Source organism: Bartonella sp. AA168HLJHH (assembly GCF_042197365.1).
Taxonomy (GTDB): Bacteria; Pseudomonadota; Alphaproteobacteria; order Rhizobiales; family Rhizobiaceae; genus Bartonella.
The window spans coordinates 191,938-208,432 of the sequence record NZ_JBHIRS010000001.1 but is presented as its reverse complement, the minus strand read 5'-3'; the positions used below and the strand labels follow the sequence as shown (position 1 = coordinate 208,432).

The 16,495-nt window shown below is 36.2% G+C and carries 10 protein-coding genes and 1 tRNA gene; 4 read left to right on the top strand and 7 right to left on the bottom strand.

Going from position 1 to position 16,495, the window contains the following annotated elements:
* The first annotated feature begins 465 nt into the window (after positions 1–465).
* On the top strand, positions 466–1,473 hold the full coding sequence (gpsA, locus tag ACFINM_RS00830; RefSeq protein ID WP_375639687.1) for an NAD(P)H-dependent glycerol-3-phosphate dehydrogenase: 1,008 nt from the start codon (positions 466–468) through the stop codon (positions 1,471–1,473).
* A gap of 1,940 nt (positions 1,474–3,413) precedes the next feature.
* Here the strand turns inward: gpsA and fabI are convergent.
* From fabI to fabA, 3 genes are read right to left on the bottom strand one after another with little or no spacing between them, the layout of a single operon-like run.
* A complete protein-coding gene (gene fabI, locus ACFINM_RS00825) occupies positions 3,414–4,232 on the bottom strand; it encodes an enoyl-ACP reductase FabI (protein ID WP_375620835.1) in 819 nt (272 codons plus the stop codon).
* Between the two features lie 48 nt (positions 4,233–4,280).
* Positions 4,281–5,501, bottom strand: a complete 1,221-nt coding sequence (gene fabB / locus ACFINM_RS00820) for a beta-ketoacyl-ACP synthase I (protein WP_375629263.1) — start codon at positions 5,499–5,501, stop codon at positions 4,281–4,283.
* 57 nt (positions 5,502–5,558) lie between these two features.
* Positions 5,559–6,068 carry a 3-hydroxyacyl-[acyl-carrier-protein] dehydratase FabA gene (fabA, locus tag ACFINM_RS00815; RefSeq protein WP_273722474.1) on the bottom strand — a complete coding sequence of 170 codons (510 nt, stop codon included), beginning with the start codon at positions 6,066–6,068 and terminating at the stop codon, positions 5,559–5,561.
* A gap of 233 nt (positions 6,069–6,301) precedes the next feature.
* Between fabA and irrA the strand changes: the two genes are divergently transcribed.
* Positions 6,302–6,814, top strand: a complete 513-nt coding sequence (gene irrA / locus ACFINM_RS00810; protein WP_375611439.1) for an iron response transcriptional regulator IrrA — start codon at positions 6,302–6,304, stop codon at positions 6,812–6,814.
* 46 nt (positions 6,815–6,860) lie between these two features.
* On the opposite strand, the gene ACFINM_RS00805 is transcribed toward irrA, so the two are convergent.
* The 4 genes from ACFINM_RS00805 to ACFINM_RS00790 all read right to left on the bottom strand — a co-directional run bounded on the left by ACFINM_RS00805 (position 6,861) and on the right by ACFINM_RS00790 (position 11,826).
* Positions 6,861–7,427, bottom strand: coding sequence for an SH3 domain-containing protein (locus ACFINM_RS00805; RefSeq protein WP_375620834.1), 567 nt, complete (start codon positions 7,425–7,427; stop codon positions 6,861–6,863).
* Between the two features lie 1,470 nt (positions 7,428–8,897).
* Positions 8,898–9,131, bottom strand: a complete 234-nt coding sequence (rpsU, locus tag ACFINM_RS00800; RefSeq protein WP_012754552.1) for a 30S ribosomal protein S21 — start codon at positions 9,129–9,131, stop codon at positions 8,898–8,900.
* Between the two features lie 188 nt (positions 9,132–9,319).
* Positions 9,320–10,993 carry a formate--tetrahydrofolate ligase gene (locus tag ACFINM_RS00795; RefSeq protein WP_375629266.1) on the bottom strand — a complete coding sequence of 558 codons (1,674 nt, stop codon included), beginning with the start codon at positions 10,991–10,993 and terminating at the stop codon, positions 9,320–9,322.
* A gap of 756 nt (positions 10,994–11,749) precedes the next feature.
* A tRNA-Arg gene (locus ACFINM_RS00790) sits at positions 11,750–11,826 on the bottom strand.
* 367 nt (positions 11,827–12,193) lie between these two features.
* Here ACFINM_RS00790 and ACFINM_RS00785 point away from each other — a divergent pair.
* A complete protein-coding gene (locus ACFINM_RS00785) occupies positions 12,194–13,333 on the top strand; it encodes an efflux RND transporter periplasmic adaptor subunit (RefSeq protein WP_375620832.1) in 1,140 nt (379 codons plus the stop codon).
* Positions 13,330–16,464: an efflux RND transporter permease subunit gene (locus ACFINM_RS00780; protein ID WP_375620831.1), complete on the top strand. Its 3,135-nt coding sequence runs from the start codon at positions 13,330–13,332 to the stop codon at positions 16,462–16,464. Before ACFINM_RS00785 ends, ACFINM_RS00780 begins: the two co-directional genes overlap by 4 nt.
* Positions 16,465–16,495: the final 31 nt, after the last annotated feature.

Sequence of the window (16,495 nt, the reverse complement as noted above, 5' to 3'; positions counted from 1 at the left end):
TAGATCAAGCACCTGGTTCAGAAATGCCCATGGAGCAAGGTCCAAATACGCAGTTTCCTGTGGAGTAGTTGTTATAAATATCTACGGAGCTGATGCGGCATGTATCAGCTTCGTAGAAGAATTCGTGGGATATAAAGCAGGAGATAAGTACAAGATATCAGTGGAATGAGTATCATTATTTTGAATATACTTTTAATTTAAAAGAGAAAGTCCGTGGGGTATTTAGTCAATCTTTAATTTTTGAGACAAATAGCTATTTGTAGAATATACAAAAAGTGATGTTTGTAAAATTTACTACAAAGAAAGAGAATGTGCGAAACAAGTTTTTATATTGTGTGAGATAAAAAAGCTACGAAGCAGTAATATTTTTAGATTTAAAGAATTTATATTAAAGATAGCATTAAAATTATTGTAATAATAATATGCAATTGAAATCAAAAATTTAGAGAATAATCAGAAAATTTAATGAAAACCGTTGCAATGACAGTTATAGGTGCTGGTTCTTTTGGTACTGCATTAGCGATAGCTCTTGCCCGTAATGGTCATAATGTTTTACTTTGGGGGTATAGTCCTCAACATATCAAAGAATTACAGGAACAACGTTGTAATCAAGTATATTTACCCGATGTTCGATTTCCTGAAAATTTATTACTTGAAGCTTCCCTTGAAACTGCAATAACGGCAAGTCACAATATATTAATCGCTGTTCCAAGCCATGTATTTCATCAAGTTTTGTATAATATTCAGCCTTATTTAGATCAGCATTCACGCGTTATCTGGGCTACAAAAGGTTTAGAACATGGTACTGGACGTTTCTTACAAGAGGTTGCTCGTGAGATTTTAGGTGAAAAAATTCCTTTAGCTGTTTTTTCTGGACCAACTTTTGCTCAAGAACTAGCTATGGGTTGGCCTACTGCAATGACGATAGCAGCTTCTGATGTTGAGTTTGGTAAAGAATTGCAGCAACTTTTTCATTGTGACAAAAGTTTTAGAGTTTATAAAAGTTCAGATATGATTGGTGTTCAATTAGGGGGGGCAGTCAAAAATGTTATTGCTATTGGTGCAGGAATATCAGATGGCATAGGTTTTGGGGCAAATGCACGAATAGCTCTTATCACACGAGGACTAGCTGAAATCAGTCGTTTAGGGGGGGCTATGGGTGCTGAGCTTTCCACATTTATGGGAATGACAGGCTTAGGTGATCTGGTTTTGACATGTACTGATAATCAGTCGCGTAATCGCCGTTTTGGAATACTTCTTGGTAAAGGAATAGATATAAAAGAAGCAGAAAAACAAATTGGTCAGGTTGTGGAAGGATACTTAAATACCAAGGAAGTATATACGTTGGCGCAGCGTATTGGGGTAGAAATGCCCATTGTAGAGCAAATTTATCAAATTCTCTATTGTGGTAAAAATATAACTGAAGCGGCAAACACATTACTAAGCCGCTCCCTCAAGGACGAAATTCAATGATATCCTGTTTTTTAATAATTCCAATCGTAAAAAATAGAAACATGCTATGATAGACATATAAAATAGATTTTATTGATGGTTGTATAAGGCAGTCATATTCCAGAAAATTATAGATTCATATCATTCGATTCTTTATGAAACATGGCTGAAATATAAAAGTTTTGGCTTTTGTCTAAGAGCTATCTCTTTGAAGATAAATTGTCGTTTCCACTTATACATGTTTATGTAATGTAATGAACAAGATATTTTTATTGTCTCTTAAATTCATCTCACAATGATATTTGCAAACAGAATAATACAAGACTCATTAGGTAGAAGCATCTTATTTATGTAACGTATAAGCTAAGAATATCGGGGCAGGGATATTGCGAATCTCTGTTTTTGTAATTCTTTAAAACAAGAAGACAATCTAATTTGGGAAGAAGATGAAATTTTAAAGCTGAAAATCTGTTCCCATTTCTACAATCATTTTTAAATTCGGTTTTACGCTATCTAAAGCAATATCTTTTAAATAATAGAGATTATCTCACACCTTTATTTTCTCATTTTCTAATGAAAGCATTTCTCTGATGTGTCAGGTAAAATAGAATGCCCAAAAAAACACGATTGCTGTTGTATATTCATGTTCTTGTTTTAAAGAGACCTCTCTCTTAAAACTCCCAAGTCCACTTCGCGACGGTGACCGTGAATAGTATAACGATAAAGCCATTGTGCACATCCCCATCTTTACGTTTATGAAGGAGGAAGACGAGCATCATTACCCCCCAATGTTGAAACAGCTCTTGGCACTTGAAGCTGTTCAGTAGAGATATTTAAGCCTTTTATTTTCTCACATGTCAATTCTGTTTTTTATATGCAAGAAATGATTTTTGGAATTATAACTTTGAAAGTCTAAGATTGAGAAAATGTTATTGTACTTGTTTGTGACTGTCAGTTAAACTAAAAAATAATGTGATTATAAAGATAAAAAATTGATTTATATAAATAATTCATTTTATTTTTGTATTGAGTTAATTAAAAATATGTGTTTGCTTGTCACAAGCGGGTTAGTACGTGGATAAAAAATTATTAAAGATACTTCTAATGAATCATCTCAAGTGTCAAGGGTTGTTTCAATATTAGAACATGGCAAGTAAAATGACGGTGTCGGTTTGTCATCTGTATAAACATTAAAATGGTGGTAAAAAAAGGATTTTATATACTTCACAGGGATTTTTTATACGTTTTACAGGTACCATTGTGAAATGGAATGGCATGCATTGAGAGATATCTTAAAAAAATGCATGAAGGAGCAACAGCTATAGTGTTTTTGGGTGTTCTATTTTACCTGACATATCAGAGAAACGCTTTCATTAAAGAACGAGCAAAATAAAGGTGTGAGGTAAAGAGTAATCTCCATTATTAAAAAAACATTGATGTAGATGCTTTTAAAATCGTAAAGTCTCATTAAAGAATAATAGTAAAATTAACGATTGATTTCTTTACGCCTTCATATTCTTCCTAAATTAGATTGTATTTGCGTTTCAAGAATAAATCAAACGGTAGAAATATTTTTTTTTCAATTTGCTACACAAAAGTTGAAACTAAGGATTTTAATAATTCTCTAATCTCTGTTTCAAACTGCGGTGGCATGAGAGTTGGATATTGATTTATAAGCAATGGCAAAAGCGTATACTTTAGTAAGGTAAATGACGTCATAAAACACAAACTTTATCAACCATGAATTGAAGAAATATTCCGGCTTTTTATAAAATATTTTGCGAAACAAGGCATCATACATCTGGTTTTGTATTCACTTATTCTTACAAACACTTGTACACATGCCTTACGTCATATTATTATAAGTCAATACACTGTTATATAGCTGAGAAAGTACTCAATACCCGATTAAAGCACTATGCACATGATTGATTTTATTTTTTAGTGCAATAAAATAAAATTTATCCTTCTTGAGAATCGTCACTTTTTTTTAGTTCTTCAAGTATTGGCATAGACATGATGTTATAGCCTGAATCAACATAATGGATTTCACCTGTAACACCTGATGATAAGTCAGAGAGTAGATAAAGAGCAGATTTTCCAATTTCATGAATATTTACGGTACGACGTAATGGGGCATTACGGCGTTGATGTGAAAATATTGCCCGTGCAGCTGCAATACCATTACCTGCTAAAGTTCTAACAGGACCAGCGGAAATCGCATTGACACGAATATTTTGAGGACCAAAGTCCGCTGCTAAATAACGTACCATAGCTTCTAAAGCTGCTTTAGCAACACCCATGATGTTATAATTAGGCACAACTTGCTGTGAAGCACCATAGGTAAGAGTTAAAAGTGCTCCTCCATTCGGCATAAGCTTACCCGCGCGCTGGGCAATTTCAGTAAAGGAATAAGCTGAAATAACCATCGTGCGTTGAAAGTTTTCACGTGTTGTAACATCAACGTAACGCCCTTTTAGCTGAGTTTTATCTGAAAAACCAATGGCATGGACAATAAAATCAATTGTTTTCCATTCTTTTTCAAGTTGCTCAAAGACGTAATCAATATTTTCACTTTTTTCAACGTCACACTCTAGCACTAATTTGCAGCCAAGTTTATCTGCTAGGGGATGAACACGTTTGCCAAAAGCATTTCCTTGATAAGTCAACGCTAATTCCGCTCCTGCTTGTGCGAGCTGACAGGCAATGCCCCAAGCAATTGAATGGTCATTCGCAATTCCCATAATAAGGCCGCGTTTGCCCTCCATCAAACCTTTCATATTATTCTCCGTAAGACCGTACTTTTTTCAATTACTAAGAGCTTTTGTTTATACATAACGTTGGAAAACAAGCGTTGCATTGGTACCGCCAAAGCCAAAAGTATTCGACAATACGGTATTCAGTTGTTGATGATCACGTCGTTCACGAACGATTGGCATATCAGCAAAAGCTGGATCAAGTTCTTCAATATGGGCACTTTCACAAATAAAATTATGATTCATCATTAACAATGTATAGATTGCTTCATGAACACCTGCTGCTCCCAAGGAATGTCCTGTTAGAGACTTGGTAGCGGAAATGGGGGGGCATTGATCACCTGCTCCAAAGACACGACGGATAGCTTCTATCTCAGGAGGATCACCAACAGGAGTTGCTGTCGCATGGGGATTGATATAATCAATTTTATTATTGACTGTTGCAAGAGCCATGCGCATGCACCGCTCCGCTCCCTCTCCTGATGGGGCAACCATATCATGTCCATCGGATGTCGCACCGTATCCAACGATTTCTCCGTAGATTTTTGCACCACGTGCTTTAGCAAGTTCTAAATCTTCAAGGACTAAAACGCCAGCCCCTCCAGCAATGACAAAACCATCACGATTAACATCATAAGCACGTGAAGCTTTGTGAGGGGTGTCATTATATCTGCTGGACATAGCGCCCATGGCATCGAATAAAACAGATAGTGTCCAATCCAAATCTTCGCAGCCTCCGGCAAAGATGCGCTTCTGTTTACCATATTGAATCATTTCGTAAGCATTACCAATACAATGATTGGAGGTAGCACAAGCTGAAGAGATTGAATAATTGATCCCCTTTATTTTAAAGAAAGTTGCTAATGTTGCAGATGCTGTAGAACTCATCGCTTTAGGGACAACAAAAGGTCCAACACGTTTTGGGCCTTTTTGGCGTGTAATGTCAGCAGCTTCTACGATTGAATGTGTTGAAGCACCTCCAGAACCCATAATAATACCCGTGTGTTCGTTCGATACTTCATGCGGTTCTAGACCCGCATCAGCAATTGCTTGATCCATGGCGATATGATTCCATGCTGTTCCACGCCCATGAAAACGTAGAGCACGTCGATCTACGAGTTCTTCTATATTAATATCGGGCTTGCCATAAACTCTGCTACGAAAGCCTAATTCAGCATATTGAGGTGCGTAAGAAATTCCGGATTTTGCTTCACGTAAACTGGTTAAAACAGCTCCAAGGTTATTTCCAATTGCGGAGACAATTCCCATTCCGGTTACAACAACTCGACGCATTCATACCTCCTCGTTCCATACAGAATAGTGAAAAGTTCTTTCTGACGGAAATAACGTTCAATCTTCTTTGAATAAAGCAACGCGTAAATCGTTCGCCTTATAAATAGTCTCTCCATCTGCTTTTAGCCACCCATCAGCTATTCCTAAGACTAAATTTCCACGTCGAATACGCTTAAAATCTATTTCATATTCAAGAATTTTGGTTTGTGGAGTTACCATCCCTGATAACTTTACTTCACCTGTTGATATTGCTCTTCCTTTGCCTGGTTCGCCTAGCCAACCAAGAAAAAAACCTGTTAATTGCCACATACCATCCAGTCCAAGACATCCTGGCATGACGGGATCGCCTATAAAGTGACAATTAAAGAACCACATGTCTGGTGTAATGTCAAATTCGGCGCGAACCATTCCTTTATCGTATTTACCATCAGTTTCACTAATTTGAGTGATTCGATGAATCATCAACATTGGCGGTGCTGGCAATTGCGCATTACCTCTACCAAACATTTCGCCGCGAGCGCAGCTTAGAAGCTCTTCATATGTGTAGCGAGACTTTTGTTCAGCCATTGTTACTCCATTTATTTGCATATATCTTTAATTTCTGCGCTTTTCCCAACCTACTTTTAGAGCAAATTTTAAAGAGAGGGAAATGATTTTATATCATTTTTAATGACAAAAGCCTTTTTTTATGTATTCTACATAGGTAATTATTTAAAAATGGAATACAAGATTACACCATACTATTCCCATTTTTTTGTATTTTGATCTTATTTAGCAGGAATGTATTTGGGTTTGTAATTATGTCAGTGAGTGCAGACAATTTAGATATGAATGAAGAGCAGCAGTTCACAAAAGAGTGTGGAAAAATTGTGCAATATTATTCCATTTCTATGTTAGAAAAACGTTTGCGTCAAAATGGTCTGCGTCCAACACGTCAGCGGTTGGAACTTGCACATATGATTTTTTCTCAAGGAAATCGTCATATTACTGCTGAAGAGCTCTATGAGGAAGCGATGAAGGCAGGTGTACCTGTATCTTTAGCAACGGTTTATAATACGCTTCATCAATTTACGGAAGCGGGATTATTACGGATTATTGCCGTAGAAGGCTCAAAAACTTGGTTTGATACAAATACCTCTGATCACTACCATTTTTATATAGAAGGTGAAAATCGTATTCTTGATATTCCTTACAATTTGGAAGAATCTCCCATTATTAGAAATTTGCCTAAGCCACCAGAAGGTATGGAAATTTCACATGTTGATTTAATCGTGCGATTGAAACCAAAAAATCAATCTTGTGATAGGCAGTGAGGATATTCAATGAGGAATAAAAATTAAACTTGTTGAGTTTGATTATTCACCAGCCTTTTACTTTTACTTTTTCATCAGGATAGATTCCCCATAACTGGGGTTGTTGAAGCCATCCGCGTGTATTATTAATGTTTAATTCGCACCATTGTCCATCACATTGGCGGATATTACCAATGACATTAGGTTCTACTTCTGCCACAAGTTCTGCGTTGTCGGTGGGATTTTTTCGTAGCATTAGTCTTTTAGTTTTATCTTTTTGCCATGGAATAGTTATAGCAGTTCGCTTTCCCGATAAAAGCGATTGATACACCCACCCCTCATCGCCTTCGGCATCACGAATTTTGCGCCATTGATCATATTCTTGAATGATTTCAATAGGTAAGCCCTTCTTTTTGTAGGTAAAAATGATAGAATAGTTGCTTCCTGGTCCGACGCGTACATTAACGCTGGTGGGTTTAATCGAAGCAAATCGCGGAAGTGGTAAACCACTGGGCCCTAAATTTTGATTAAATGTTTGTGCATGCAACAAATGAGGTGAAACTAATACAATGACTGTTGCTATTAAGATACATGATGCGAGTATTGAAACGCGAAACCAACGAGAATTTTGCACACCGAACTCCTTTATTTCATCATATATTGGAAATTTAAAATCTGAAAGATAAGACTGGAAACTGATAAAAAGTATGACACACTGCTCGTTAAAGAGATCTAAACGATGAGAAAATTGCTACAAAAATATCAAAATAAGGAAAACAAAAGCTTGTATCTCTTTTCTGGGTTTATTTTTCGAAATAAAAATATAGGTATACATATTATGAACAAAAAACTGTTCAGTGAAGGGGTTATTGTATAGCTTGAAAAGAAATTTTAAATGAACCAAATAATACGATGAATGAAACATTTAAGCGTAAAAATATGAGCAACATTATAGAGTAGATTGATATATGAAGGGCTAACAGAACACTTTTTCGTGATAATCCATTTTATAAAATTTGCTATAATCTTATGCCATGATAATGCTTATCCGTATTAGTAGATAAGCTGGCTCCATTGTTCTATTTACCAGCTTTCAATGTTATGCAGTTCCTATTATTTATGGTGTTCATAGGAAGCCTTTTTGTTTTTTCTTAAATAGCTTTTATTCTATTTGCGTACGAATCCCGCTTATGATGTACAAGAAAATAATCTTCATTGATTCAATATGAGAAGGTGTTGAGAAATTTTATGTTATTAAGAATTATTACTTAATATGAAAAATGATTACTTATAATAACAAATCTACGCGTTAAAAACTTTAACTCGTTATTTAAATTTTAAAAACATTTCCATCAAAAATGGTAATAAAAGGCACATTCATCCATATTAAAAAATAGTGTTTTCTCTGTTTATTATCAATTTTCTTTTCTCTAACTCAGTATAGAAGAAAGTTGAATGAAATAGAAAGGCTTATTCGATACACTGATGAGGGTAATTACATAAGTGATGAATAGAAGAATTTTATCAAGAAAAAAGAATCTGTAGTGCAGTGGTTGAAATTCGTCATCCTTTAGAGAGACAGAATCAAGGGATATAAAAGTTATGGAATTATATCGTTTTGTTACATAACTGAAGGTAAAGAGGATTATGCATTTAATATCATATATTTACACACAATCGCATATGGCGATAGTTGTTTTTGTTTTGTAAAAAGACCTAGGATGATCGAAAGATGTAGAATATTTAATGACAAAAAAGAAATTCATCATGAAATTTATACATAAGAAGCGGTTATTTAAGAGATATCCAGAAGGAAAAAATTATAGCGAGAAGTGATAACAAAACATCCCGCACTCAATTTACATAGGAAAAAGTCGCTTAAATATCTAAAGTGTAGTTTGTTATCTATTTTTTGAAATATAAGAGTGAAATAAAAACCACCTCTATGATAGAAACCTTATTATTTTCAAATAACTAACATATTAGATAACATTGTACATAAAAAACTACACACAAGCAATTCATCGCAATCGCCTATGAAGATAAAATTTTCTAGTAGCTTACTATCTATTGCTTATGCAATTATATAATATCATAAAGTATATTACTTTACCGCAACAGTTCGTCCGTTACTAACAAAACCTTCTCTTTGTGCACGCTTACGAGCAAGCTTACGTGTACGACGAATAGCTTCAGCTTTTTCACGAGCACGCTTCTCAGATGGCTTCTCATAATAACTACGCATTTTCATTTCACGGAAGATACCTTCACGCTGCATCTTTTTTTTCAACGCACGGAGCGCTTGGTCAACATTATTATCACGAACGAGTACTTGCACTATCTATCCTGCTTTTTTCAGTGTCATAAATGATAGGAAAAAACCTACGTCCTTTTAAAGGCATATCCAAAAGGACAGGCACTTATATCATATAAATGAGACATTTGTCTATATCGCTTTTTAAAATTCTATTTTTTTTACAATAAAAACGCTTTTTATAATGAATGATAGAATTTACGGTTATAAATTTATGAAAGTCCTTGTATTTGATCATTTTCGTCAAGATGAATTTTTTCAGCCGTGGGATAATGGGGTAGTCCCGGCATGGTCATAACATCTCCACAAATGACAACAATAAAACCGGCTCCCGCACAGAGACGAACTTCTCGTATGGGAATTTCAAAATCAACAGGAGCTCCGTATTGCGTGGGATCAGAAGAAAAAGAATAAGGTGTTTTTGCCATACAAATAGGGTAGACGCCAAAACCTTCTTTTTCCCAAGTTTCAAGTTGTTTGAGAATAGGGGCTGAGATGATGGCGCCACGTCCACCGTATAGCTTTGTTATAATACAATTAATTTTTTGAACGAGTGGAATATCATCTTGATAGAGAACTTTAAAATCAGAATCGTGCTTTTCAATCAAGGTAACGAGTTCTTGTGCAAGTTCTATAGCGCCTTTTCCACCTTGTTCCCAATGCTTACAGATAATAGCTTTGTGTCCAGTTGTTGCAACTATTTTTTGTAATGTTTTTATTTCAGCATCGCTATCGCTGTCAAAATGATTGATAGCCACAACACAAGGAATACCGTAGTGCTTCATATTTTTTATGTGTCGTAAAAGATTGGCTGCCCCTTTTTCTAAAGCGGTGATATTTTCTTCTGTCAGGTTATTTTTATCCAGACCACCATTCATTTTTAATGCACGAATAGTTGCGACGATCACTGTAGCATTTGGTACAATACCTGCTTGCCTACATTTGATATTGAAGAACTTTTCTGCTCCAAGATCTGCTCCAAACCCTGCTTCTGTGACAACATAATCAGCAAGTTTTAAAGCAGTTTTTGTTGCTATAACTGAATTGCAACCATGAGCAATGTTGGCAAAAGGTCCTCCATGAACGAGAACAGGATTATTTTCAATTGTCTGTACGAGATTGGGTTGTATAGCATCTTTGAGAAGAACTGCCATTGCACCTTCCGCATTGAGATCAGCAACGGTGATGGGCGTTTTATCATAACGATAAGCAACAATAATTTTTTTGAGTCTTTGTGTAAGGTTTTCTAAATTTTCAGAGAGACAAAGAAGCGCCATAATTTCTGATGCAACAGTAATATCAAAACCTGTTTGACGTGGAAAACCATTTGTTATGCCCCCCAATGAAATGACAATATCGCGCAATACACGGTCATTCATATCAAGAACGCGTTTCCAAACAATGCGACGTGGATCAATGTTTAGAGTATTTCCCCAATAAAGATGATTATCTATCATTGCGGCAAGAAGATTATGAGCAGCTGTAATAGCATGAAAATCACCGGTAAAATGTAAATTAAGGTCATCCATTGGAATGACTTGCGCATAACCACCACCAGCAGCACCACCTTTTACACCAAAACAGGGACCTAAAGATGGTTCTCTCAAGGTAGCTATTGTTTTTTTACCAATAAGATTAAGAGCATCACTTAGTCCAACTGTTGTTGTTGTTTTGCCTTCTCCGGCAGGTGTGGGATTGATAGCTGTGACAAGGATAAGTTTACCATCTGGATTTTTATTAAGCGATTTTATGTATTCAGAAGAAATTTTAGCTTTATCATGACCATAGGGAATGAGATTTTCATGTGAGATACCAATTTTTTGTGCAATTTCAATAATATGTTGCTTTTTAGCAGTGCGAGCAATTTCAATATCAGTTTTAGGCATGGAAAAATTCTTTAAATTCAGCTTTTATTAATGTTTGGGATCTGTACCCCATGGATTAATTAGAAAAATTCATAAAGAACAGAAAAATATTAAGATATCATAGAAATCGTTGATATGCCATGCAAGAGATAATGCTAAAGAAGCACAAGAAGAGTTTTATTGTTTTTTAGGAAAAAGAATCACTTTGCTTTTAAGCAGTAAAAATACGTTTAATTCAATTAAAAATATTACAAAAAGAAGCTGTGGTTTGCAACAAATGCTGATGATATTAATGGATACCATAAGTGTTTCATAGTAGTACGTTTGAGAAGTAGTTTATTTATTCTTTCCAACAACACACTGAAAAAGTTTCACATGGTGGTAAACCGGAATTTATGGCGGCACATCTGAAGTCCCTCTTAAGATGGGACTGCTAGGAATAAAATATCCAGAAACATCCAGTTATGGAACAATTAGAAATAAGCACGTAAAAAATTACCTAACTGAGTAGAGAGTATAATCCGGAAGAGACCAAAAACAAGCGCATAGATTGAAAAAAGAAAACAACAACATACGCTACTCATGCAATCGCTACGATTATAAGCTAATAAAAGCACCTTAGAGCTGAATTGAAGGATTCGTAACATCTTATTCTAGCAAAATGGCTAAAGAAACGACTCACAACAGAATGAAATAACAAAATACAAAGATAGGTAAAAATAAATCACAAAATAAAGAATTTAAAAAATCTGACTTTATAAGTAAGATATTGATAGATGGCGCACCCGAAGAGATTCGAACTCCTGACCCCCAGATTCGTAGTCTGGTGCTCTATCCAGCTGAGCTACGGGTGCATACATTTCAATTTTTTACATTGTCTAAGACAAAGGGTTCCTAATCGTTTCATTAAAGAAATGCAAGTGAAACTTGAGTCGTCATAAAAAAATCTCTCTTTTTTTATGATATATTTTAAAAAAGGATATAATATATTATGGCTTCAGTTGGTTTTGATATGAACATTTTTTTGTCATGACCATACAAAGCAATATGAACGATAGTTAACTTGACGTTTTAATCTATGAAAGATAGTCAAGCAGAGGTGAGATGTGTTTTTTGCGGTGGGGGTAAGATATATACACCCGCTGTTGGGTTTTTGTGTAAAACGCCGATATTACTGTTGAAAACTATTTCAGATGAACATGACACAGCAAGGGCGGATGTATGGCGTTATTAAAAAAGAGCTTTCCATTAGTGTTTTTAATCGTTGTTTTAACGGTTACTTATTGGGCTGGAAAAAAGAGTGCAGACCAACCCATTTCTATGGTGGATAAAACAAGAGTATCGGATAAAGCTTCAAATGAAAAAATGGGAAGGCCACCGGTAAATGTTGTCGTTGATCTTGTAAAAGTTCAAGATCTTTACGAACAACTTAACGTTCTTGGGAGTGGAAAAGCTCTTGCAGAAGTCGAGCTTACCCCTTTATCCTCAGGTGTTATTGATAAGCTTTTTGTATCAGCGGGTACAAAAGTACAAGCTGATGATGTGATTGCAAAGCTTGATTCTAAAAAAGAAGAAATAGCGGCTGCAAAAGCAAAAGTGCAACGTGATAACAATGCATTGACGCTTTCGCGTATTCTTAAATTACGCGCCAGCAATACAGCAACGGAAGTTCAAGAAATTATGGCACGCTTAGAGTTGGATAACGCAAATTTAGTTTTGCGTAATGCTGAATTAGATCTCGATCGGCGAACAATTCGAGCACCGATTCCTGGAGTTGTTGGTATTTTGCCCGTTGATGCGGGGAATAACGTGACCCTTAATACTGTAATAGGCCGTATTGAGAATAGAGAACGTATTTTGGTCGATATATGGGCCCCTGAACGATATGTGTCGCGCATCCATAAAGGAGATGAGGTAACGGCAACGTTAATCGCGCAGCCAGATAGATCTTTTGTTGGTCATATTTATGCGATTGATAATATCGTTGATCCAGAAAGTCGCACACTTCATGTTCAGGTTGAAATCAACAATGAAAAAGATACGCTCATGTCTGGTATGTCCTTTTCTGTTTCCTTGCAGTTTCATGGTGGTTCTTTTCCTGTCGTTAATCCTCTTGCAGTGCAATGGAATAGTAAAGGGTCATTCGTTTGGCGTGTGAGAGAAGGAAAAGTAGAGTCTATACCCGTAACAATTATTCAGCATAAAGCGGATCAGGTTTTCGTGAAAGCTCCCCTAGAAAATGGTGATCAAGTTGTCATTCAAGGGGTGCAAATGCTTTATCCAGGAAGTAAAGTAACTATTGATGATCCAAAGTCTCATCAACAGCAATTATCAGTAGGTTATGGAACGGATATACAATGAGCCAAGAATTGAGCACAAAACAGCCTATGTCAAAGGTGGAGCAAGGTGGTCTCATTACCTTATTTATTCGCAGACCGGTTTTTACTCTTGTTTTGAATGCTATGATCATCATTGCAGGATTTGCAGCATGGTTAAATGTTGATGTAAGAGAATTACCCGATGTTGATACTCCTGTAACAACGATTGTGACGATGTTTTCTGGTGCATCGGCAGAAACAATTGATCGTGAAGTTACAAAAGTTATAGAAGATGCTGTTTCTCGTGTTTCAGGTGTTAAGACGATTTCTTCAACGTCTTCTTTTGGACGCTCCCGTGTGAAGATTAACTTTAATGTCGGTGTTGATTTGAATGTTGCAGCATCTGATATTCGTGATGCTCTCTCTCGTGTTACCTATTCTTTACCGAAAGATGCGGATTCGCCTTTGATTATTAAAGCAGATTCGAATGCTGCTGCCATGATGTATTTGGTTGTGACGTCACCAACAATGAGTGTTGATGATTTAACCACGATTGTAAACGATCAGATTGTTGATGCTATTTCTGCTGTTGATGGTGTTGGTGATGTACAGGTCGATAGTGCTCGCACAAAGATTTTTCAGATTGATATAGATCAAGCAAAACTTGCAAGTTATGGATTAACTGTAGCAGATATTTCACGTGTTCTTGCTGATATGACAACAGATGTGCCAGTAGGGTCATTACGCAATTCTAAGCAAAGTTTAGTTGTACGTGCTACTGCACGTTTAACAACACCAGAATCTTTTGAACAAGTTGTTTTAAAGCCTCATGTGCATCTTGGTGATGTTGCGCATGTTACTTTATCGCCGGATATAGAAACAGTTATTCTTCGTATCAATGGAAAGACAGGTATTGGATTAGGTATCGTGCGTAAAGCACAATCCAACACTCTTAATATTTCTGAAGGTGTGAGAGCCGTTGTTGATAATCTCAAAAGTATTGTTCCTTCTTCTGTAAATATAGACGTTATTAATGACGATGCAATTTTTATTAAAAGCGCTCTTCATGAGGTTGAAGTTGCGTTGGGTATTGCTATTTTGAGCGTTATCTTGGTCATTTTTCTTTTTCTCAGAGACATTCGTGTAACGCTGATACCTGCTTTATCTCTTCCTGTCGCTTTGATTGGTACCATTGCGGCTATTTATCTTGTAGGGTTTTCATTGAATATTCTCACATTTTTAGGACTTGTTTTAGCAACAGGGCTTGTTGTGGATGATGCCATTGTTGTTCTTGAGAATATTGTTCGGTGGCGCAACATGGGATTAGGTTCCAGAGCAGCAGCGGTGATAGGAACACGTGAAGTATTTTTTGCTGTTTTAGCAACAACATTGACTTTAGTGGCTGTGTTTGTTCCTATTTCCTTTCTTCCTGGGCAAGTTGGAGGTCTTTTTAGAGAATTTGGTTTTGTTTTGGCAATTTCTATTTTGCTTTCTTCAGTTGTTGCCTTAACGCTTTGTCCAATGTTGGCTTCGCGTTTTCTCAAAGAACATATTGAGGAAAAAGAGGAAAAGTCCCATCATTTTGCTTTTTTATATAAATTAGGTACTTTTTTTCATAAGGCATATACTTACAGTTTGCATAAGTGTTTAGAAAAGCCTTGGGCTGTTGTTTTTGCTTCACTTATTTTTGCGGGTCTTTGTGTTGGAGGCTATACGAAGCTACAACAGGAATTAACGCCAGCAGAAGACAGAGCTGTGATCTTTTTGGTTATTAATGGACCACAAGGTATTTCAACACAATATTTGAACGAGCAAATAGAGCAAATTGAAGCAAGTCTACAGCCATTACGTGATGCAGGGGAGATTGCTAACAGTTACTCTATTGCGGGTGCTGGCGGTTCACCCAATACTGCTTTTTTGATTTTATTGCTTTCATCTTGGGATAAACGTTTACGGAGTCAGCAAGAAATCGTGAAAGATATTAATGCAAAGGTTAAACAGTTTCCCGCAGTTTTTGTGTTTGCTGCGCAGGGAAATTCTCTAGGTGTGAGCGGAACTGGGCAAGGGTTGCAATTTGCAATTCTTGGCAATGATTATGCAATATTACAACCCATTGCTGATAAGCTGGTAAGTGCTTTACAAGATGATCCGCGTTTTATTCGCCCACGCCTTACTGTTGATGCAACGCAACCGCAATTTTTTATTGAAATCAATCGAAAAAAAGCCTCCGATTTAGGGATTGATATCACCAATTTGGGCGATACATTACAAACAATGTTGGATGGTAAAAAGATTGGTTCCATTAACGTGGATGATCATTCTTACGATGTTAAATTGATATCGCGTACAAATTCTATGAAGAGTCCTAGCGATTTAGAAAATATTTTTTTAAAAACCAAAGACAATCGATATGTTCCTTTATCGGTTATTGCGCGTTTACATGAAAAAGCTATTGCTCCTCAATTAAAACGGGAAAAACGCATGAGTGCTGTTATTTTAAGCGCAAATCTTGCTCCAGATATCGCTTTAGGGGAAGCTTACCAAACTGTACAGAAAATTGCTTCTCCTTTGTTATCAAAAGGAACCTATTTGGTTCCCTTAGGGGAAGCCGAAACGCTTAATGAAACATCTTCCAATTTTATGATTGTTTTTGGCATTGCCTTTTTGATTATTTTATTGATTTTGGCTGCTCAGTTTGAAAGCTTTATTTCAGGATTCATTATCATGGCCACTGTCCCATTAGGGATTGGTTGTGCTGTAATTGCTATGCTATTAAGTGGTGTGAGTCTTAATATTTACAGCCAAATTGGATTAATTTTGTTAATTGGTGTTATGGCAAAAAATGGTATTCTCATTGTTGAATTTGCAGATCAATTACGTGATCAGGGAAGAAGCGTGCGTGAAGCCGTAGAAGAAGCAGCAAACATTCGCCTTCGTCCAGTTTGTATGACAATGATTTGTGCCATTTTAGGAGGTATTCCTTTGGTTTTAGCCAAAGGTGCTGGCGCAGAAGCTCGTATAGCTTTAGGTTGGGTTATCGTTGGTGGCTTAGGTTTAGCAACTATTTTTACGCTTTATGTTACACCGGTTGTTTATCTTTTTTTAGGGCGTTTTATAAGACCAAAAGCAGAAGAAGATTTACGTTTAACAAAAGAACTCAATCAAGTTAAATGATGTATATGATAGAAAAGATTTGAAAATTTAT

What these genes read in the sequence shown, in the direction of transcription:
- gpsA (WP_375639687.1), top strand. Translation starts at nt 466, where the DNA reads ATGAAAACCGTTGCAATGACAGTTATAGGTGCTGGTTCTTTTGGTACT.
- fabI (WP_375620835.1), bottom strand. Translation starts at nt 4,232, where the DNA reads ATGAAAGGTTTGATGGAGGGCAAACGCGGCCTTATTATGGGAATTGCG.
- fabB (WP_375629263.1), bottom strand. Translation starts at nt 5,501, where the DNA reads ATGCGTCGAGTTGTTGTAACCGGAATGGGAATTGTCTCCGCAATTGGA.
- fabA (WP_273722474.1), bottom strand. Translation starts at nt 6,068, where the DNA reads ATGGCTGAACAAAAGTCTCGCTACACATATGAAGAGCTTCTAAGCTGC.
- irrA (WP_375611439.1), top strand. Translation starts at nt 6,302, where the DNA reads ATGTCAGTGAGTGCAGACAATTTAGATATGAATGAAGAGCAGCAGTTC.
- ACFINM_RS00795 (WP_375629266.1), bottom strand. Translation starts at nt 10,993, where the DNA reads ATGCCTAAAACTGATATTGAAATTGCTCGCACTGCTAAAAAGCAACAT.
- ACFINM_RS00785 (WP_375620832.1), top strand. Translation starts at nt 12,194, where the DNA reads ATGGCGTTATTAAAAAAGAGCTTTCCATTAGTGTTTTTAATCGTTGTT.
- ACFINM_RS00780 (WP_375620831.1), top strand. Translation starts at nt 13,330, where the DNA reads ATGAGCCAAGAATTGAGCACAAAACAGCCTATGTCAAAGGTGGAGCAA.